The organism is Klebsiella sp. CSG-1 (genome assembly GCF_056521145.1).
Map to the genome: position 1 here is coordinate 474330 of NZ_JBWNLD010000005.1, position 20141 is coordinate 494470.

The 20141-nt window shown below is 54.6% G+C and carries 23 protein-coding genes; 15 read left to right on the plus strand and 8 right to left on the minus strand.

Going from position 1 to position 20141, the window contains the following annotated elements; genetic code table 11:
- Nucleotides 1-54 precede the first annotated feature (54 nt).
- Nucleotides 55-1275, plus strand: a complete 1221-nt coding sequence (argD, locus tag AC007G_RS15440; RefSeq protein WP_046853400.1) for a bifunctional acetylornithine/succinyldiaminopimelate transaminase — start codon at nt 55-57, stop codon at nt 1273-1275.
- On the opposite strand, the gene AC007G_RS15445 is transcribed toward argD, so the two are convergent.
- Entirely contained in the window at nt 1265-3343 is a 2079-nt protein-coding gene (locus tag AC007G_RS15445; RefSeq protein ID WP_032698708.1) for a YccS/YhfK family putative transporter, read from the minus strand. The two genes, argD and AC007G_RS15445, sit on opposite strands and share 11 nt — an antisense overlap.
- A gap of 52 nt (nt 3344-3395) precedes the next feature.
- Complete coding sequence (gene crp / locus AC007G_RS15450; protein WP_000242758.1) at nt 3396-4028, minus strand: cAMP-activated global transcriptional regulator CRP; 633 nt, start codon at nt 4026-4028, stop codon at nt 3396-3398.
- A gap of 305 nt (nt 4029-4333) precedes the next feature.
- Between crp and AC007G_RS15455 the strand changes: the two genes are divergently transcribed.
- A complete protein-coding gene (locus tag AC007G_RS15455) occupies nt 4334-4738 on the plus strand; it encodes an OsmC family protein (protein WP_032690471.1) in 405 nt (134 codons plus the stop codon).
- A gap of 100 nt (nt 4739-4838) precedes the next feature.
- Here the strand turns inward: AC007G_RS15455 and AC007G_RS15460 are convergent, their stop codons facing one another.
- From AC007G_RS15460 to AC007G_RS15480, 5 genes are all read right to left on the minus strand, one after another.
- The gene (locus AC007G_RS15460; RefSeq protein ID WP_032690472.1) at nt 4839-5708 is read right to left on the minus strand and encodes a phosphoribulokinase; all 870 of its coding nucleotides are present in this window, start codon (nt 5706-5708) and stop codon (nt 4839-4841) included.
- Nucleotides 5709-5743: 35 nt separating this feature from the next.
- Nucleotides 5744-5962 (minus strand): YheU family protein, encoded by a 219-nt coding sequence (locus tag AC007G_RS15465; RefSeq protein WP_004868412.1) that lies wholly within the window; start codon nt 5960-5962, stop codon nt 5744-5746.
- Nucleotides 5959-6957, minus strand: a complete 999-nt coding sequence (locus AC007G_RS15470) for a hydrolase (RefSeq protein ID WP_181890754.1) — start codon at nt 6955-6957, stop codon at nt 5959-5961. Before AC007G_RS15470 ends, AC007G_RS15465 begins: the two co-directional genes overlap by 4 nt.
- 232 nt (nt 6958-7189) lie before the next feature.
- Nucleotides 7190-7642 (minus strand): nuclear transport factor 2 family protein, encoded by a 453-nt coding sequence (locus AC007G_RS15475; protein ID WP_049267916.1) that lies wholly within the window; start codon nt 7640-7642, stop codon nt 7190-7192.
- A 112-nt stretch (nt 7643-7754) separates the two neighbouring features.
- The gene (locus AC007G_RS15480; protein ID WP_032696887.1) at nt 7755-9659 is read right to left on the minus strand and encodes an ABC transporter ATP-binding protein; all 1905 of its coding nucleotides are present in this window, start codon (nt 9657-9659) and stop codon (nt 7755-7757) included.
- Between the two features lie 173 nt (nt 9660-9832).
- Between AC007G_RS15480 and kefG the strand changes: the two genes are divergently transcribed.
- The 4 genes from kefG to slyD all read left to right on the plus strand — a co-directional run bounded on the left by kefG (nt 9833) and on the right by slyD (nt 13081).
- On the plus strand, nt 9833-10396 hold the full coding sequence (kefG, locus tag AC007G_RS15485; protein WP_032690475.1) for a glutathione-regulated potassium-efflux system ancillary protein KefG: 564 nt from the start codon (nt 9833-9835) through the stop codon (nt 10394-10396).
- Entirely contained in the window at nt 10383-12188 is a 1806-nt protein-coding gene (gene kefB / locus AC007G_RS15490) for a glutathione-regulated potassium-efflux system protein KefB (RefSeq protein WP_142631029.1), read from the plus strand. The genes kefG and kefB overlap by 14 nt, the downstream gene beginning before the upstream one ends.
- Before the next feature lie 13 nt (nt 12189-12201).
- Complete coding sequence (locus AC007G_RS15495; protein WP_013364433.1) at nt 12202-12402, plus strand: YheV family putative zinc ribbon protein; 201 nt, start codon at nt 12202-12204, stop codon at nt 12400-12402.
- Between the two features lie 94 nt (nt 12403-12496).
- On the plus strand, nt 12497-13081 hold the full coding sequence (gene slyD / locus AC007G_RS15500) for a peptidylprolyl isomerase (protein WP_004868397.1): 585 nt from the start codon (nt 12497-12499) through the stop codon (nt 13079-13081).
- A 187-nt stretch (nt 13082-13268) separates the two neighbouring features.
- On the opposite strand, the gene AC007G_RS15505 is transcribed toward slyD, so the two are convergent.
- Nucleotides 13269-13487: a protein SlyX gene (locus AC007G_RS15505; RefSeq protein WP_004868395.1), complete on the minus strand. Its 219-nt coding sequence runs from the start codon at nt 13485-13487 to the stop codon at nt 13269-13271.
- Nucleotides 13488-13709: 222 nt separating this feature from the next.
- Here AC007G_RS15505 and fkpA point away from each other — a divergent pair, with 222 nt between their 5' ends.
- The 9 genes from fkpA to AC007G_RS15550 all read left to right on the plus strand — a co-directional run.
- Nucleotides 13710-14540 (plus strand): FKBP-type peptidyl-prolyl cis-trans isomerase, encoded by an 831-nt coding sequence (gene fkpA, locus AC007G_RS15510; RefSeq protein WP_015585625.1) that lies wholly within the window; start codon nt 13710-13712, stop codon nt 14538-14540.
- Nucleotides 14541-14897: 357 nt separating this feature from the next.
- Nucleotides 14898-15620 carry a helix-turn-helix transcriptional regulator gene (locus tag AC007G_RS15515; RefSeq protein WP_004868391.1) on the plus strand — a complete coding sequence of 241 codons (723 nt, stop codon included), beginning with the start codon at nt 14898-14900 and terminating at the stop codon, nt 15618-15620.
- Nucleotides 15620-16006 (plus strand): sulfurtransferase complex subunit TusD, encoded by a 387-nt coding sequence (tusD, locus tag AC007G_RS15520; RefSeq protein ID WP_032690478.1) that lies wholly within the window; start codon nt 15620-15622, stop codon nt 16004-16006. Before AC007G_RS15515 ends, tusD begins: the two co-directional genes overlap by 1 nt.
- The gene (tusC, locus tag AC007G_RS15525; protein ID WP_032690479.1) at nt 16006-16365 is read left to right on the plus strand and encodes a sulfurtransferase complex subunit TusC; all 360 of its coding nucleotides are present in this window, start codon (nt 16006-16008) and stop codon (nt 16363-16365) included. Before tusD ends, tusC begins: the two co-directional genes overlap by 1 nt.
- A 7-nt stretch (nt 16366-16372) precedes the next feature.
- The gene (gene tusB, locus AC007G_RS15530) at nt 16373-16660 is read left to right on the plus strand and encodes a sulfurtransferase complex subunit TusB (RefSeq protein ID WP_032690480.1); all 288 of its coding nucleotides are present in this window, start codon (nt 16373-16375) and stop codon (nt 16658-16660) included.
- 124 nt (nt 16661-16784) lie between these two features.
- Nucleotides 16785-17159 (plus strand): 30S ribosomal protein S12, encoded by a 375-nt coding sequence (gene rpsL, locus AC007G_RS15535; protein ID WP_002920115.1) that lies wholly within the window; start codon nt 16785-16787, stop codon nt 17157-17159.
- Nucleotides 17160-17254: 95 nt separating this feature from the next.
- A complete protein-coding gene (gene rpsG, locus AC007G_RS15540) occupies nt 17255-17725 on the plus strand; it encodes a 30S ribosomal protein S7 (protein ID WP_004106370.1) in 471 nt (156 codons plus the stop codon).
- Nucleotides 17726-17821: 96 nt separating this feature from the next.
- A complete protein-coding gene (gene fusA, locus AC007G_RS15545; protein ID WP_004868382.1) occupies nt 17822-19936 on the plus strand; it encodes an elongation factor G in 2115 nt (704 codons plus the stop codon).
- Nucleotides 19937-20006: 70 nt separating this feature from the next.
- Nucleotides 20007-20141 (plus strand): GTP-binding protein (locus tag AC007G_RS15550; protein WP_009484166.1); only part of this gene is annotated, 135 nt, incomplete at its 3' end.

Consider the following 20141-nt stretch of genomic DNA (forward strand, 5'->3'; position numbering starts at 1 on the left):
TTTGTGATTAGATTATCACAATAATGACCGCATAACGAAGAAGGATGGCATGACATGGCAACTGAGCAACCGGTAATTACCCGCGCCACATTCGATGAAGTTATTCTGCCGATTTATGCACCGGCAGAATTCATCCCGGTCAAAGGTAAAGGTAGCCGCGTTTGGGATCAGCAGGGCAAAGAGTACGTTGATTTCGCCGGCGGGATTGCGGTGACGGCGTTAGGGCATTGTCATCCGGCTCTGGTCGCGGCGCTGCATGAGCAGGGAGAAACCTTGTGGCATACCAGCAATGTCTTTACCAACGAGCCGGCGCTGCGTCTGGGCCGCAAGCTGGTGGATGCCACCTTCGCCGAGCGCGTGGTGTTCATGAACTCCGGCACCGAAGCGAACGAAACGGCGTTCAAGCTGGCGCGCCACTACACCATTACCCGTCACAGCCCGTATAAGACCAAAATCATCGCCTTCCATAATGCCTTCCACGGCCGTTCGCTGTTCACGGTATCGGTGGGCGGGCAGCCAAAATATTCTGATGGCTTCGGCCCGAAACCGGCGGACATTATTCACGTGCCGTTTAACGATCTGCATGCGGTGAAGGCGGTGATGGATGACCACACCTGTGCGGTAGTGGTTGAGCCAATTCAGGGGGAAGGCGGGGTGATGGCGGCGACGCCGGAGTTCCTGAAAGGACTGCGCGAGCTGTGCGATGAGCATCAGGCGCTGCTGGTATTTGATGAAGTGCAGTGCGGCATGGGGCGTACCGGTTCGCTGTTTGCATATATGCACTACGGCGTGACGCCGGACATTCTTACCAGCGCTAAAGCGCTGGGCGGCGGCTTCCCGATCAGCGCTGTACTGACCACCAGTGATATTGCCAGCGCATTCCACGCCGGTTCCCACGGTTCGACCTACGGCGGTAACCCGCTGGCCTGCGCCGTGGCCGGGGCGGCATTTGATCTGATTAATACGCCGGAGGTGCTGGAGGGCGTGAAGGCGAAGCGCGAGCTGTTTGTGCAGCATCTCCAGCAAATTGACGCGCAGTTTGACCTGTTCAGCGACATCCGCGGTATGGGGCTGTTGATTGGCGCGGAGCTTAAGCCGCAGTATAAAGGCCGGGCACGCGATTTTCTCTATGCCGCGGCAGATGCGGGCGTGATGGTGCTGAATGCCGGGCCGGATGTGATGCGTTTTGTCCCTTCGCTGGTCATCGACGAGAAGGATATTGCTGAAGGTATGGCCCGCTTTGCCCAGGCGATAAAGCAGGTTCTTAACGCTTAATCGCGCGTAGCCAGATACCGTGATGCGGGCGCTGACGCCATGCCACCGAGGAGATGGTGTGCATGGTGTTCAGATGGTCGAGGATCCGCTGCAGATGCTGCTCCATTGTACTTAACGGGCCCCGGCTCACCTCCACATCCTGCGACTCCATAATATTCACATCGCCAGCGCTGCCGGGACCGTCGGAGTCCAGCCGCTGTTGACAGCGCTGGAGCGCAATCTCACAGGATTCCAGGTAACGCCGGGCCAGCTCCGGCGTCAGCATATTGTGCTCGCGGGCGAGGGTGGTCATGGCGTTGATATGCTCAACAATAAACTGGCTGTGGGTGACCCACAGTTTCATATCATCAAGATAATGTGTGTTAAAACCGGGTTCCTGCATGGCCTGATTCAGCGAGTTATACAGCGAGTTATGTGCCTGATTGACGCGCATCCGGCGATAGGCCAGCGCCGGGGCCTGATGATCGTCGCTGAGAATTAGCCTGATCGCTTCCTGATCGGCTTCCAGCGCGTCGTGAGCGTTTTTACGCAGTAGCCCGCTTTGCCATTGCGGCCATAGCCAGACCATGCCGCCAAAGGCGATAAGGCAGCCGATAAGCGTATCGATAAGCCTGGCGACAATATACTGCTCGCCGTTGAGCGTCAGAAGCTGCAGGGTATACACCGCCGTCACGGTAAAGCCAACCATCGCCCAGCCATAATGCTTGCGAATAATCAGGTAGCTCAGCAGCGTGACGAGCAGCATCGCGGAGAGCGTATAACCCTCCGGGACGTGAAAGTGCAGCGCCAGGCCGGCGATAGCCAGACCGGCAAGTGTACCTGCCGCCCGATGGACGATACGTACCCGCGTCGCGCCGTAGCCGTTTTGGGTCACAAAAAGCACCGTCATCAGGATCCAGTAAGGCTTGGGAAGGTTCAGGGCGCTTCCCATCAGGCTCGCGGCCGTTAACATCACGCAGATACGCGCAGCGTTACGTAGCGCCGGCGATTTTAATGAGAGATAGCTCTTTAGCGCGGGCAGCAGCGGCAGACGGCGCTCTTTATCCGCCATCAGGTTGCGAGCATACAGCGGGCGCTGGGTACGCAGCACCCGGGCTATTCGGCTGAAGTGCCAGGCGCAGAACTGCCCTACCGGGTTGTCCGGATGCTGCCAGGCGATTTTCTCCAGCGCGCCGATTTGCTTATCCATATGAAAGCGTTGCGGGTAGCGGTGGTAGAGAATGTCATCGGCCAGCACCCGCAGGCGTGCGGCAACGGTTTGTGCGTTCCAGCGGATCACCGCCTCGGCATGGCTGCGCTCTACCAGTTTTTGTACTTCTTCGGGTTGGTGCAGGCTGACGGAGATATGTTCCTGCAAATCCAGCGCCATCTGAAATGCCCGCAGCAGGCGCTTGTGGTCATTGCGCTGGTTCGCCGCCAGCATATGCATCTGCTGGTAGCATTGGGTGATCAGGTCCACCACCTTCTGCTGGCGCGTGAGCAGCGGCGGCAGTGAAGTGGTGGGATCGATATGCTGGGTCAGCAGGCTGTATTTGGCTTCGCAGTAGTTAGCCAGCTCGCGATAAAGCAGGCTCAGCGATTCGCGCAGCGGCTGCTCGCGCCATAGCCAAAACCAGAACCAGTTAAACAGGCCGTACCACAGCGTCCCGAGGGCGTAGATCAGCAGTGGCTCCCAGACGGGCATGTTCCCGGCAAGGCTCAGGGTAAAGATTGCGGCAATTAACGACGCGGGCAGAAGCCTGGCGTGCAGAGAGCTGATCTCCGCCGTTACGCCCAGCAGTAGCGCCAGGCCGCTGAGAATCAAGGGCAGCGGGATATCCTGCTGAAGAAGAAGCTGGACCACCAGGCTACAGCCGGCAAACAGCGAGCCGCCAATAATCAGACGTTTAAAAAAGCGTTTGTGCGGCGTATCCAGACCGGCGACGTTACAGCAGGCGGGCACCAGCGAAAACAGCAGACCTTGCTGTAAGTGACCGAGGAGGAGACCGATTGCGACAGGCAAACACAACACCAGCGTTTGCCGCAGTGCATAGTTGACTTCCGGGTGGTAAATCAGCCTGCGCCACATAGAGGGAAAACAAAAACGGCGTGTTGCGTAAGCAACACGCCGTTTTATCGACTTAACGCGTACCGTATACGACGATAGTTTTACCGTGTGCGGAGATCAGGTTCTGATCTTCCAGCATCTTCAGGATACGGCCAACGGTTTCGCGGGAACAGCCAACGATCTGACCAATTTCCTGACGGGTAATTTTAATTTGCATACCATCAGGGTGGGTCATCGCATCCGGCTGTTTTGCCAGGTTCAACAGCGTCTGAGCGATGCGCCCGGTGACGTCGAGGAAGGCAAGGTTACCCACTTTTTCTGAGGTCACCTGCAGACGGCGAGCCATCTGCGACGACAGGCGCATCAGGATATCCGGGTTAACCTGAATGAGCTGACGGAATTTTTTGTAGGAGATTTCGGCCACTTCACATGCGGTTTTCGCACGTACCCAGGCGCTACGCTCCTGGCCTTCTTCAAACAAGCCTAATTCACCGATGAAATCGCCCTGGTTGAGGTAAGAGAGGATCATCTCTTTACCTTCTTCATCCTTGATGAGCACAGCCACAGAGCCTTTGACGATGTAGTACAACGTTTCTGCTTTTTCACCCTGGTGGATCAGCGTGCTTTTAGATGGGTACTTATGAATGTGGCAATGAGACAAGAACCATTCGAGGGTAGGGTCTGTTTGCGGTTTGCCAAGCACCATGCGCGGTTATCCTCTGTTATAAGCTATCTCCGGGTGCCGACACTACACGGCATCCGGGCATGCAATCGTATTGTTTCCCTATGCCTGGGAAACGGCTGGTGAGTTTTCTTCAGCCTGTAATGTGAACTCCTCTGCATACATGCAGTACATCAATGTAATACTGTAGCATCCCGACTGTTTTAGCATAGCTTTTGCCGCATGTCTCCTGGTGTCTCGCTTCAGCATGATGCAGGTCGCCTTCCGTTGCGAGAATTGTTATGTACGCGTAATCTGTCAGGAAAATTGCAACCTCGGAGTTAAATTTTATGCAAGCTCGTGTGAAATGGGTTGAAGGGTTAACCTTCATCGGAGAGTCGGCGTCAGGTCACCAGATTCTGATGGACGGCAACTCCGGAGATAAAGCGCCAAGCCCAATGGAGATGGTGCTGATGGCGGCGGGCGGATGTAGCGCGATCGATGTCGTGTCTATTTTGCAGAAAGGTCGTCACAACGTGACCAACTGTGAAGTCAAGCTGACGTCTGAACGTCGGGAAGAGGCGCCGCGCCTGTTTACCCATATCAACATGCATTTTATCGTCACCGGTAAGGAGCTGAAAGAGGCGGCCGTTTCCCGTGCGGTGGATCTGTCGGCGGAGAAATACTGCTCGGTGGCGCTGATGCTGCAAAAAGCGGTGAATATCACCCACACCTATGAAGTGGTGGAAGGCTAAGCAGCCTTCCCGGAGAGCGACGCAAACGCCTTATCCGGGAGCCGTGAGTGAAGGACGAAAACCCCGCTTAGCGCCAGGCGCTCGGGGTTTTTTAACGTGGTTAACTGATTTTCTTCCCTTCCATCAGTCGTTCGACTAGCGGCGTCATGATGAGCTCCATCGCCAGCCCCATTTTCCCGCCAGGCACCACCAGCGTATTGATATGCGAGATAAACGACCCCTGCAGCATCGCCAGCAGCCAGGGGAAATCGATATCCTGCAGGTTGCGGAAATGGATCACCACAAAGCTTTCATCCAATGACGGAATGCCCTTCGCCGCAAACGGGTTGGAGGTGTCGACAGTGGGAACGCGCTGGAAGTTGATATGGGTGCGCGAAAACTGCGGCGTGATGAAGTTGATATAGTCTTCCATTGAACGGACCACGGAATCCATCACCGCTTCACGGGAGTGGCCGCGTTCACTGGTATCGCGGATGAGCTTCTGAATCCATTCCAGGTTGACGATAGGCACCACGCCGACCAGCAGGTCGACATTCTGCGCGACGTTATACTGCGGCGTAACAACCCCGCCGTGCAGCCCTTCATAAAACAGGACATCGGTCGGTTCCGGTAGCGGTTGCCACGGTGTGAATGTGCCCGGCACCTGATTCCACGGCACCGCCTCATCATAGGTATGCAAATACTTGCGCGACTGGCCGCTACCGTTACGCCCGTACTCAAGGAAGGTGTTTTCCAACAGACCGAAGTCGTTGGCTTCCGGACCGAAGTAGCTGATGTGTTTCCCCTGATCGCGCGCTTTGCGGATCGCCATGTCCATTTCCGGGCGGGTATAGCGATGGAAGCTGTCGCCTTCCACCTCAGCGGCACGCAGGTTTAGCTGTGCGAAAATTTTACGAAAGGCGAGGCTGGTGGTCGTGGTTCCCGCGCCGCTGGAGCCCGTGACGGCAATCACCGGATGTTTGGCAGACATAACAACTCCCAGATTAAACGATGTGTGGCGCCGCCTTAGCCGTGAAACTGCTTGCGGGGCATGATATTGACCGTCTCGTGCAGTTCTGACCACACCAGTACGGCTTCTCCGCTTTTCAATTGCTGTTTGACGTCGGCGACTTTATCCGCCAGCGAGCGTTCATGTTCACCATAATCGGTGCCTTCACGCAACACAAAGCTTTCGATCAGGTTATCCAGCGTTTCGGGATCCAGATCGTGCCAGGGAATAATCATTTTTGTGCTCCCAACCAACGGGTTAACCAGTCCGGGATACGCTTTTCCAGCCACATTTCCGGCTTGCGCAGCGTGCCGCCGACGAATCCGACGTGTCCGCCATTTTCTGTCAGCTGATACTCGACATTTACCGGGAGTTGCTCTTGCGGCGGAATGGAGTGGTGGTCCATAAAAGGATCGTCCTTCGCATGAATGATCAACGTCGGTTTAGTAATGTCGCTGAGCCGCGGCATTGCGCTACACTGGCGATAGTAGTCCAGCGCATCCGCAAATCCGTGAATCCGGGCAGTGATCATATCGTCAAACTCGCGGATGCGGCGCATACCTTTGAGCTGGCGCAGATCAACCGGTAGCGAGCCGGGATAGGCTTTCAGCTTACGCGCGGCGTTGGCCTTTAACAGATTGAGCAGATAACGTTGATAGACCCGGGAAAAGCCCTTGTCCATATGATAGCTGCAGGCTTCGAGCATGAACGGGGCTGAGACAATAACCGCGGCATCCAACGGGACATTATCGCCTTCTTCGGCCAGCAGGCAGCCCAGCATATTGCCGCCCAGCGAATAGCCGACGGCGGCGGTCGGCACCGCACCCCATTCGCGTTGTAGCCAGTGCAGGAACCAGCTGCCATCTTCGGTTTCACCCGAATGATAGATGCGGTTATTGCGATTGGGTTCGCCGCTACAGCCGCGGAAATGCATCACCACGCCCAGCCAGCCGCGCTGCATGGCTGCATGGATAAGGCCATGAGCATAGGGGCTGTGCAGGCTGCCCTCCAGCCCGTGGAACACGACCAGTCGCGGTTTATGTTGCGCCCCGGCGGGGTCTTCGCTCCACGCCAGATCGACAAAATCACCGTCCGGGAGTTCAAGTCGCTGCCAGTGCGGCGTGAATCCCAGCTTACGGCGAATCAGGCGCGGCAGCATGGTCTGCAGATGACGATTGCCCACGCCGCGCATAGGGTGAAACTCGCGCGAGTCGTCTTCGGGGGGCGTCATTTCTGTGGGGGTGATTTCAACCATAGCACCAGAGCAGTTAATCATCTTATAAAACAGTATACCGCGCATGAAGTGCGCAGGTTATCCAATATGTGGTCTTGCGGCCTGCGCTATAGGTTACACGAAATTGAAGCCGGATGAGGACTGCTCTTGCGGGATAAGGATGACCCGCTACCCGGGAGGGCTGGAAGGGGAAACGGCCCCGCCAGGAGCGAATGGCCGTGGGGCTGGCTCAAAACATGCTGTTGCCGCTGGCGGTTTTTTCCGGAACCGTCTGAATAACATCCCAGTGCTCAACGATCTTGTTCTGCGCATCGAGGCGGAAAATATCGATAATCGCCCGGGTGACGCCCGGCTCGCGGCCGGTGGACGCAACGTGCAGAACGACATAGTCGCCGTCGACAATCACCCGTTTAATCTCGCTGTGAGAGTCGGGGAATTTCTCTTTCAGAAAGGCGATGAATTGACGAAAGCCTTCAGGCCCATCCTTCGCGCCAGGATTATGCTGGATATACTCCTGCCCTAGGTAGATTTTTGCGGCATCAAAGTCTTTATCGTTCAGCGCCTTATTATAAAAAGCGATGACGTTTTCTTTGTTCTTTAATTCGCTTGCGGTGTAGGCGGCAAAAGCAGAGTGGGTCAGGGCGCAAAGCAGTGAGAGGGAGATGAGCGTTTTTTTTACCATGGCAATGCCTCTTCGCAGATGAGTGTTGCGGTTTTTAGCAGGGGCATATCACGGCGTGTTCCCATAACCTGGCGCCGCTGCGTTTATGCCCCCTGCCCGATCATAACCGGTCTTAACCTTCCTGCAGCATCTGTTCCAGCTGCTCTTGTGCATCCAGCCAGGCCATTTCACACTCTTCCAGACCGGATTTGGCACTGGCCTGCTGCTGCAGACAGGTGGTCAGCTCGGCTTTGCGGGAGGCATCATACAGCCCGCTGTCGCCGAGCTTCTCTTCCGCCTGGGCGAGCTGCGCGTTGAGCTTATCCATCTCTTTTTCGAGGCGGGTAATCTCTTTACGCAGCGGTTGAGTGAGCGTGCGTAATTCCGCTTCCCGACGTTTCTGGTCTTTGCGGGCCTGCGCGCTGTTACCGCTCTCTTTCGCCACGTCAGACGACGAGCTCTCCTGTTTCTGTGAGTCGCTGAGCCACTGCTGATAATCCTCCAGGTCGCCATCGAACTGCTCGACTTTGCCGTCATGCACCAGATAGAGATCGTCGGTGGTGGAACGGATCAGGTGGCGATCGTGCGAGACCACAACCAACGCGCCTTCGAAATCAATCAGCGCTTCGGTCAAGGCCTGACGCATATCGAGATCGAGGTGGTTCGTCGGTTCATCGAGCAGCAGAAGGTTAGGGCGCTGCCAGACGATTAACGCCAGCACCAGACGGGCCTTTTCACCGCCGGAGAAACGCTGAGTCTCTTCGTTGACCTTATCGCTCTGGAAACCAAATCCGCCGAGATAGTCGCGCAGCTTCTGCTCTGTCTCCTGAGGCGCCAGGCGAGCCAGATGCTGTAATGGGGATTCGTCAGCGCGCAGAAACTCCAGCTGATGCTGAGCGAAGTAGCCGAGCTTAATGCCTTTAGCGAGGCCAATCTCGCCATGCAGCGGCTGGAGTTCGCCAGCCAGCAGTTTGATCAGCGTCGACTTGCCGGCGCCGTTGCGCCCTAACAGGCCAATGCGCGAACCGGGCACCAGGTTTAACTTGATCGAGTCCAGAATCACCCGTTCGCCGTAGCCGGCGCTGACTTTTTCCATTTTCAGCAGCGGGTTTGGCAGGCTTTCCGGCGCGCGGAAACTGAAGTGGAACGGGTTATCGACGTGAGCCGGAGCGATAAGCTCCATACGCTCCAGCATCTTAATACGGCTTTGCGCCTGCTTGGCTTTGGTGGCCTTGGCGCGAAAGCGGTCGATATAACTTTGCAGATGCGCGACGCGCAGTTGCTGGCTTTCATACATCGACTGCTGCTGTGACAGACGGGTTGCGCGCTGCACTTCAAACGAGCTGTAGTTGCCGGTGTATTCGAACATCGTTTGCTGTTCGATATGAATAATTTTATCGACGATCGGGTCCAGGAAGTCACGATCGTGAGAGATCAGAATCAGCGTGCCGGTGTAGCCTTTCAGCCATTTTTCCAGCCAGATGACCGCATCGAGATCGAGGTGGTTAGTCGGTTCATCGAGCAGCAGCAGATCGGAACGACAAATCAGCGCCTGCGCGAGGTTCAGGCGCATACGCCAACCGCCGGAAAAGTCGCTGACCGGGCTTTCAAGCTGCTCATTACTGAACCCCAGCCCGTGCAGCAGGCTGGCGGCGCGCGAACGGATGGTCCAGGCATCAATGGCATCCAGTTTACCGTGCACCGTTGCGATGGCGTGGCCGTCATTGCGCTCGTTGGCCAGGTTTAAATCGGCTTCGAGCTGGCGGTATTCGCGATCGCCATCAATAACATAATCAATGGCTGGCTGCGGCAGCGCAGGGGTTTCCTGATTAACCCACGCCAGCTGCCAGTTACCCGGAAAGGTCATACTGCCGCCGTCGGCGCTAATCTCGTTTTTCAAAAGCGACAGCAGCGTGGATTTGCCGCAGCCGTTTTTTCCCACCAGGCCGACCTTCTGGCCAGGATTGATGGTTGCGGTGGCGTTGTCCAGGAGGACCCGTACGCCGCGACGAATTTGTAACGAGGAGAAAACAATCATAAGGCGCCGTATGTTCTGACTATGTTAGTTTGTCATTATGATAATGTAATGTGGTAGCAAATTGCTCCACCGGGCCGCAATGGTAGCCCAAAACGAAGACGATACACAAAGTCATTCTGGTTGCGTCGGGACGCAGCCGTTGTACAGGCCACCAGAAGACGTTCGGGAGGGGAATGATGTCTCAGACAGCGAAGGTTTTGCTGCTGTATGCCCACCCAGAATCCCAGGATTCCGTGGCCAACCGGGTTTTACTTGAACCGGCTTTACAGTTGCCTAATGTCACCGTGCACGATCTCTATGCACACTACCCAGATTTTTTTATCGATATTGCTCACGAGCAGGATCTGTTGCGCCAGCATGAGGTGATTGTTTTCCAGCACCCGCTTTATACGTGGAGCTGCCCGGCATTGCTGAAGGAGTGGCTGGACAGAGTGCTGACCCGCGGCTTTGCCAGCGGCGCCGGAGGGAACCAGCTTGCGGGAAAGTACTGGCGTAGCGTGATTACCACCGGTGAGCCCGAGAGCGCCTACCGACGCGATGCCAATCGCTATCCCATGAACGACATCCTGCGCCCATTTGAACTGACTGCCGGCATGTGCCGGATGCACTGGATGAGTCCGATTATTGTCTACTGGGCTCGCCGACAATCGCCTGCCGATCTGAAAAATCACGCGCGTGCTTATCGCGACTGGCTGGCTAATCCCATCGCGGCAGGAGGCATAAATGGAGGGCGCTGATCTGCTGTTAGCGGGAGTCTTGTTTCTGTTTTCTGCCGTGGTGGCGGTGCCGTTGGCCGCCCGGCTGGGCATCGGTGCGGTATTAGGCTATCTGCTGGCCGGCATTGCGATTGGTCCCTGGGGGCTGGGATTTATTAGCGATGTCGATGAGATTTTGCACTTCTCCGAACTGGGCGTTGTGTTCCTGATGTTCATCATCGGACTGGAGCTGAATCCGGCTAAGCTCTGGCGCCTGCGCAGCTCCATTTTTGGCGTCGGGGCGGCGCAGGTCGTGCTCAGCGCGGGTATCCTCGGCGGATTACTGATAGTGACCGGGTTTTCCTGGCAGGCGGCGGTAGTCGGCGGTATTGGTCTGGCGATGTCGTCCACGGCAATGGCGCTGCAGCTGATGCGTGAGAAAGGAATGAGTCGCAGCGAGTCCGGCCAGCTGGGTTTTTCCGTGCTGCTGTTCCAGGATCTGGCGGTGATCCCCGCGCTGGCTCTGGTTCCGCTGTTGGCCGGTTCCGGTGATGACCATCTTAACTGGGTGACCGTCGGGCTGAAGGTTTTGGCCTTCGCGGGGATGCTTATTGGCGGCCGTTTTCTGCTGCGACCTGTTTTTCGGTTTATCGCCGGCTCCGGGGTCCGAGAAGTATTTACCGCCGCGACGCTGCTGCTGGTACTGGGATCGGCCTTGTTTATGGACGCGCTCGGTCTGTCTATGGCGCTCGGTACCTTCATCGCCGGCGTTCTGCTGGCTGAAAGCGAGTATCGCCATGAGCTGGAGATCGCCATTGAGCCGTTTAAAGGGCTCTTGCTCGGGTTGTTCTTTATTTCCGTCGGCATGGCATTGAATCTGGGCGTGCTCTATACCCACTTACTGTGGGTGGCGGCAAGCGTTGCCGTGCTGGTGGCGGTGAAAAGCCTCGTGCTGTACGGCCTGGCGCGGGTATACGGGTTGCGTAGCTCGGAGCGGATGCAGTTTGCGGGAGTGCTGAGCCAGGGGGGCGAGTTTGCGTTTGTGCTGTTCTCACTGCCGGCCTCGCTGCGACTGTTCGAAAACGATCAGATGGCGCTGCTGCTGGTGACGGTCACGCTATCGATGATGACGACGCCGCTGCTGATGACGCTTATCGATCAAATTCTCTCCCGGCGCTTTAACCAACCGGAAGAAGAAGATGAAGCGCCGTGGGTTGAGGACGATAAACCGCAGGTGATTATTGTCGGCTTTGGCCGCTTCGGGCAGGTTATTGGTCGTTTGCTGATGGCCAATAAAATGCGGATTACCGTGCTTGAGCGCGATATCAGTGCGGTTAACCTGATGCGTAAATATGGCTATAAAGTCTATTTTGGCGATGCGACGCAACTGGAGCTGCTGCGCTCGGCGGGGGCGGAGGATGCGCAGTCGATTGTTATCACCTGCAACGAGCCGGAAGATACCATGAAGCTGGTGGAGATGTGTCAGCAACACTTTCCGCATCTGAATATTCTGGCGCGCGCCCGGGGGCGTGTTGAGGCGCATGAATTGCTGCAGGTCGGCGTGAAACAGTTTTCGCGTGAAACGTTTTCCAGCGCGCTGGAGTTGGGGCGCAAGGCATTGATTACCCTGGGCATGCATCCACATCAGGCGCAGCGTGCGCAGCTGCACTTCCGTCGTCTGGATATGCGAATGCTGCGTGAGTTAATGCCCGTGAATACTGATACGCTGCAGATATCACGCGTGCGGGAGGCTCGCCGGGAGCTGGAAGAGATTTTCCAGCGCGAGATGCAGAAAGAGAGCAGGCAGCTTGACGGTTGGGATGAGTTTGAATAAGGGTCAAATAATGATGGCTGTACGTAAACGTTTTATTGCCGGGGCAAAATGTCCGGCGTGCCAGGCGCAGGATTCTCTGGCAATGTGGCGTGAGAATAATGTCGATATTGTTGAGTGTGTTAAGTGTGGTCACCAGATGCGTGAGGCGGATAAAGAGGCGCGCGAGCACGTCCGCAAAGATGAACAAGTGATTGGCATTTTTCATCCGGACTAGCGTTATCTGTCGCCTTTTTTTAAGCTAGAGGGTACACGGCTGCAGAATTCCGCTACAATCTGCGCCACTATTCTTCCCATGCTCAGGAGATATCATGAAAGTAGCAAAAGACCTGGTGGTCAGCCTGGCCTATCAGGTACGTACAGAAGACGGTGTGTTGGTTGATGAGTCTCCGGTAAGCGCGCCGCTGGACTACCTGCATGGTCACGGCTCCCTGATTTCCGGCCTGGAAAATGCGCTGGATGGTCATGAAGTGGGCGACAAATTTGACGTAGAAGTCGGCGCGAACGATGCGTACGGCCAGTACGACGAAAATCTGGTTCAGCGTGTTCCTAAAGACGTCTTCATGGGCGTTGACGAACTGCAGGTTGGCATGCGTTTCCTGGCGGAAACCGACCAGGGTCCAGTGCCGGTTGAAATCACCGAAGTGGACGATGAGCACGTAGTGGTTGACGGTAACCACATGCTGGCTGGCCAGAATCTGAAGTTCAACGTTGAAGTTGTTGCGATTCGCGAAGCGACTGCAGAAGAGCTGGAGCACGGTCACGTGCACGGCGCCCACGGCCACGATCATGACCACGATCATGAAGGTTGCTGCGGCGGCCACGGCCACGATCACGACCACGGTCATGAACATGGCAAAGGTGGTTGTGGTAACGGCGGCTGCGGTTGCCACTAATCCCCGTCGTCTTTCAGGCCGCAGGCGCGTTGGCCTGGCTTTCAAACCCCGGTGACATTGTTCTCTATGCTGCCGGGAGTTCTCAAGCCTGCCGTCGTTCTGCGAATCGAAATTCTTAGGGTATTCAATCCGGTAGACATAGCGCTGCCGGAGATAGTCAAGCGGGGAAACCCGCTTTTTTTACGCCTCAATAATGTGGTGGGGGCGTTTCTTCTGCCTGTGATGCGATATGCGATGATTGGGTCGCTTTCAGTTTTTCAACCATCAAGCGCATATGTTCACGCATCTTCGCCATTTCTATCTCATGGGCGGTGACGGTCTTGTTGAGGTCTTCAATGGTGATTTCCTGAAACGCCAGCCGGCTTTCCAGCTCCGCCAGGCGAGTCTCCAGTGTACTGTCGTGCATGAGTCACCTCTTCTGTCTTATTTCGCGAGCGGATTCTACTCAACTTTCACCCTTCGCGCAGCAACCTCGCGTAAGACAGGAAACTTATTTATACAAAAATAGTCTGAAAACTGGCGATATTCAGGAAGGTCTGTATGTAGATTTGCTCTGCAACGTTCTATAGTACCTTTTTTGCTTTTTACGATAACCCTGGGGTGAGATGCCCCGGCCCTGGAGAAATGGATGAAATCACTGTTTAAAGTAACGCTGCTGGCGACCACGATGGCTGTCGCCCTGAATGCACCGCTGACCTTTGCGGCTGATACTGCCGCGAAGACGGCACCTGCAACGGATAGCAAAGCGGCATTTAAAAATGACGATCAAAAATCTGCTTATGCGCTGGGTGCTTCACTGGGACGTTACATGGAAAACTCCCTGAAAGAACAAGAAAAACTGGGTATCAAGCTGGATAAAGATCAGCTGATTGCCGGTGTTCAGGATGCGTTTGCGAATAAAAGCAAACTGTCCGATCAAGAAATCGAGCAGACTCTGCAAACCTTCGAGACTCGCGTAAAAACTGCTGCTCAGCAGAAAATGGAAAAAGACGCGACTGAAAACGATGCTAAAGGCAAAGCCTATCGCGACACCTTCGCAAAAGAGAAGGGCGTAAAAACCTCTAAATCTGGCCTGCTGTACAAAGTTGAAAAAGAAGGGACCGGCGACGCACCGAAAGACAGCGATACTGTTGTCGTGAACTACAAAGGTACGCTGATTGACGGTAAAGAGTTCGATAACTCCTACACCCGCGGTGAGCCGCTCTCCTTCCGTCTGGATGGCGTTATCCCAGGCTGGACTGAAGGCCTGAAAAATATCAAGAAAGGCGGCAAAATCAAGCTGGTCATCCCACCGGATCTGGCTTACGGCAAAACTGGCGTCCCGGGTATTCCGGCTAACTCCACGCTGGTCTTCGACGTAGAACTGCTGGATATCAAACCGGCACCGAAAGCCGATGCCAAGCCTGAAGCGGCGGCTGATGCCAAAGCTGACGCACAAAGCGCAGACGCGAAGAAGTAATCTGGTCTAAGCCGCCGCCGTTAAAGGCGGCGGCTTTTTTATTTGGGGCAGATATAATTAAAACTGGAAAGTGCCTCAAGCGCTGTATTACTTTAGTTAGCTTAATAATGATGATGAGCCTGCCCTGACAAGCTACACCTCATCCTTCAAGCTGCCTCTGCATTGGCTGCATCCGCTTATTCCGGTTACGCACTGGAGTCAGCCCTGAGACGTGATAAGAGACATGTTTGCCTCTTACCTCGCCAGCTTACGGCTGGTCAAATTCGTGGTGACGAATGTCTCGGACGTGCACCTCAGCGCATCTTGAACGGTTTTGTGTAAAAAATGACAGGCTCCTGAAAAGGAGTGCTTTTTTTCATGTCCAGGTCGCTTTTAACCAACGAAACCAGTGAGCTTGACCTGCTGGATCAACGTCCTTTCGACCAGACCGACTTCGATATCCTCAAATCCTATGAAGCGGTTGTGGACGGGTTAGCGATGCTCATTGGTTCCCATTGCGAGATCGTGCTGCATTCTTTACAGGATCTGAAATGCTCCGCCATCCGCATCGCCAACGGTGAGCATACCGGGCGCCAAATCGGCTCGCCGATTACCGATCTTGCGCTGCGCATGCTGCATGATATGACGGGGGCCGATAGCAGCGTATCCAAGTGTTACTTTACGCGGGCGAAGAGCGGCGTCCTGATGAAGTCCGTCACGATCGCGATTCGCAACCGTGAACATCGGGTCATCGGTCTGCTGTGCATCAACATGAACCTTGATGTGCCGTTCTCACAGATAATGAGCACCTTTATTCCGCCGGAAACGCCAGAGGTGAACTCTCAGGTTAACTTTGCCTCCTCCGTCGACGATTTGGTCGCTCAAACTCTTGAGTTCACTATCGAAGAAGTGAATGCCGACCGTAATGTTTCCAACAATGCTAAAAATCGCCAGATTGTCCTGAATCTCTACGAGAAAGGGATCTTTGATATCAAAGATGCCATCAACCAGGTTGCCGATCGGCTGAATATTTCCAAACATACGGTCTATCTCTATATCCGTCAGTTTAAGAGCGGCGATTTCCAGGGGCTGGATAAGTAATGCGTTTTGCCATTACGGTGACGGGGCCAGCCTACGGTACGCAGCAGGCCAGCAGCGCCTGGCAGTTTGCCCAGGCCATTTTGCAAGAGGGTCATGAGCTGGACTGTGTCTTCTTCTATCGTGAAGGCGTCTACAACGCCAACCAGCTGACTGCACCCGCCAGCGATGAATTTGACCTGGTACGCGCGTGGCAGCGGCTGCATGACGATCATGCTGTCGCGCTGCACATCTGCGTGGCGGCAGCCCTGCGTCGCGGTGTCACCGATGAACAAGAAGCTCAGCAGCTGGGGTTGCCGGGTCATAATCTGCAGCCCGGATTTACGCTGAGCGGCTTGGGTGCGCTGGCGGAAGCCTCATTAACCTGCGATCGGATGGTGCAGTTCTGATGAAACGCGTTGCCTTTGTTTTTTCTTCTGCCCCACATGGTTCTGCGTCGGGTCGGGAAGGTCTGGATGCGCTGCTGGCGACTTCCGCGCTGACCGATGAGATCGGCGTATTCTTTGTCGGCGACGGCGTCTTCCAACTGCTGCCCGGGCAACAACCGTCGGCGGTGCTTGCCCGCGATTATATCGCGACCTTTAAACTTTTGCCGCTGTACGATATCGACGCGTGCTGGATATGCGCAGCGTCTGCCCGCGAACGCGGCCTGAATGCCGGGACGGCGTGGGTAGTGGATGCCGGGTGGCTTGAACCCGAAGCGCTGCGCGCCCGACTCGATGATTTCAACGTGATTTTACGTTTCTGAGGACTGAATGCTCCACACACTCAGCTCGTCCCCGTGGCACACCGATCTCCGCGCGATGCTGCGCCTGGTAAAGGATGGCGACGATCTCCTGCTGCTTTCTGATGGCGTGATTGCGGCTATTGCCGGCGGACCCTTCCTTGAAATCCTGCACTCTGCCCCCATAACCATTCATGCTCTGCAAGACGATATCGATGCCCGCGGGCTGGCTGGTCAAATTGCGGACAGTGTCATCAGGGTTAGCTATACTGATTTCGTCAGAATGTCGGTCAAACATCCTGGACAGTTGTCCTGGTAATGGCGGGATCGTTGTATATTTCTTGACACCTTTTCGGCACCGCCCTAAAATTCTGCGTCCTCATATTATATGAGGCGATTTATTACGTGTTTACGAAGCAAAAGCTAAAACCAGGAGCTATTTAATGGCAACAATTAACCAGCTGGTACGCAAACCACGCGCACGCAAAGTTGCAAAGAGCAACGTGCCTGCACTGGAAGCCTGCCCGCAGAAACGTGGCGTATGTACTCGCGTATATACCACCACTCCTAAAAAACCGAACTCCGCACTGCGTAAAGTTTGCCGTGTTCGTCTGACTAACGGTTTCGAAGTCACCTCCTACATCGGTGGTGAAGGTCACAACCTGCAGGAACACTCCGTGATCCTGATCCGTGGCGGTCGTGTAAAAGACCTTCCGGGTGTTCGTTACCACACCGTTCGTGGTGCGCTTGACTGCTCCGGCGTTAAAGACCGTAAGCAAGCTCGCTCCAAGTATGGCGTGAAGCGTCCTAAGGCTTAATGGTTCTCCGTTAAGTAAGGCCAAACGTTTTATATTAATGTCAAACTAAACTCTTTGAGTTTTGGACAATCCTGAATTAACAACGGAGTATTTCCATGCCACGTCGTCGCGTCATTGGTCAGCGTAAAATCCTTCCAGATCCTAAGTTCGGATCAGAACTGCTGGCAAAATTTGTAAACATCCTGATGGTAGATGGTAAAAAATCTACTGCAGAAGCTATCGTATACAGCGCGCTGGAGACCCTGGCTCAGCGCTCTGGTAAAAATGAACTGGAAGCTTTCGAAGTCGCTCTGGACAACGTCCGTCCGACCGTCGAAGTTAAGTCCCGCCGCGTAGGTGGTTCTACTTACCAGGTTCCAGTTGAAGTCCGTCCGGTTCGTCGTAATGCCCTGGCAATGCGTTGGATCGTAGAAGCTGCTCGTAAACGTGGTGATAAATCCATGGCTCTGCGTCTGGCGAACGAACTTTCTGACGCTGCAGACAACAAAGGTACTGCAGTTAAGAAACGTGAAGACGTTCACCGCATGGCAGAAGCCAACAAGGCGTTCGCTCACTACCGTTGGTAATCCCTTCGGAGTCATAGTCACCAGGCGGGCGCTTCAGGTAAGTCGCCCGTGCTGGATAACTTAACTGAACGCCTAAAGAAATAAACGAGGAATCAAATGGCTCGTACAACACCCATCGCACGCTACCGTAACATCGGTATCAGTGCGCACATCGACGCCGGTAAAACCACTACTACCGAACGTATTCTGTTCTACACCGGTGTAAACCACAAAATCGGTGAAGTTCATGACGGCGCAGCAACCATGGACTGGATGGAGCAGGAGCAGGAGCGTGGTATCACTATCACCTCCGCAGCGACTACTGCATTCTGGTCTGGTATGGCTAAGCAGTATGAACCGCATCGCGTTAACATCATCGACACCCCGGGGCACGTTGACTTCACTATCGAAGTAGAACGTTCCATGCGTGTGCTTGATGGTGCGGTAATGGTTTACTGCGCAGTTGGTGGTGTTCAGCCGCAGTCTGAAACCGTATGGCGTCAGGCAAACAAATATAAAGTTCCGCGCATTGCGTTCGTTAACAAAATGGACCGCATGGGTGCGAACTTCCTGAAAGTTGTTGGTCAGATCAAAACCCGTCTGGGCGCGAACCCGGTTCCGCTGCAGCTGGCAATTGGTGCTGAAGAAGGTTTCACCGGTGTTGTTGACCTGGTGAAAATGAAAGCCATCAACTGGAACGAAGAAGACGCAGGCGTAACCTTCACCTATGAAGATATCCCGGCTGACATGCAGGATCTGGCTGAAGAATGGCACCAGAACCTGATCGAGTCCGCTGCAGAAGCTTCAGAAGAGCTGATGGAGAAATACCTGGGTGGTGAAGAACTGACTGAAGAAGAGATCAAAAAAGCTCTGCGTCAGCGTGTTCTGAACAACGAAATCATCCTGGTAACCTGTGGTTCTGCATTTAAGAACAAAGGTGTTCAGGCGATGCTGGATGCGGTAATTGATTACCTGCCATCCCCGGTTGATGTACCTGCGATCAACGGTATTCTGGACGACGGTAAAGATACTCCGGCTGAGCGTCACGCTAGCGATGAAGAGCCGTTTGCTGCTCTGGCATTTAAAATCGCTACCGACCCGTTCGTGGGTAACCTGACCTTCTTCCGCGTTTACTCCGGTGTGGTTAACTCTGGTGATACCATCCTGAACTCCGTGAAATCTGCACGTGAGCGTTTCGGTCGTATCGTACAGATGCACGCTAACAAACGTGAAGAGATCAAAGAAGTTCGCGCGGGCGACATCGCTGCTGCTATCGGTCTGAAAGACGTGACTACTGGTGACACCCTGTGTAACCCGGATCACCCGATCATTCTGGAGCGTATGGAATTCCCTGAGCCGGTAATCTCCATCGCTGTTGAACCGAAAACCAAAGCTGACCAGGAAAAAATGGGTCTGGCTCTGGGTCGTCTGGCGAAAGAAGACCCGTCATTCCGCGTATGGACTGACGAAGAATCTAACCAGACCATTATCGCCGGTATGGGTGAGCTGCACCTCGACATCATCGTTGACCGTATGAAGCGTGAATTCAACGTTGAAGCGAACGTCGGTAAACCTCAGGTTGCTTACCGCGAAGCGATTCGTGCGAAAGTTACCGATATCGAAGGTAAACATGCCAAGCAGTCTGGTGGTCGCGGTCAGTATGGTCACGTTGTGATCGACATGTACCCGCTGGAGCCGGGCTCAAATCCGAAAGGATACGAGTTCATCAACGACATCAAAGGTGGTGTAATTCCTGGCGAATACATCCCGGCCGTTGATAAAGGCATCCAGGAACAGCTGAAAGCTGGTCCGCTGGCAGGTTACCCGGTAGTTGATCTCGGCGTGCGTCTGCACTTCGGTTCTTACCATGACGTTGACTCCTCTGAACTGGCGTTTAAACTGGCCGCTTCTATTGCCTTCAAAGATGGCTTTAAGAAAGCGAAACCAGTTCTGCTTGAGCCGATTATGAAGGTTGAAGTAGAAACTCCGGAAGAGAACACTGGTGACGTCATCGGTGACCTTAGCCGTCGTCGTGGTATGCTGCGTGGTCAAGAATCCAACGTGACTGGCGTTGTGATTCACGCTGAAGTTCCGCTGTCTGAAATGTTCGGATATGCAACTCAGCTGCGTTCCCTGACCAAAGGTCGTGCTTCTTACTCCATGGAGTTCCTGAAGTATGATGACGCGCCGAACAACGTTGCTCAGGCCGTAATTGAAGCCCGTGGTAAATAAGCCGTAGGGTTAAAACCAAAATCCCGTGCTCTCTCCTGAAGGGGAGAGCACTATAGTAAGGAATATAGCCGTGTCTAAAGAAAAATTTGAACGTACAAAACCGCACGTCAACGTCGGTACTATCGGCCACGTTGACCATGGTAAAACTACTCTGACCGCTGCAATCACTACCGTTCTGGCTAAAACCTACGGTGGTTCTGCTCGT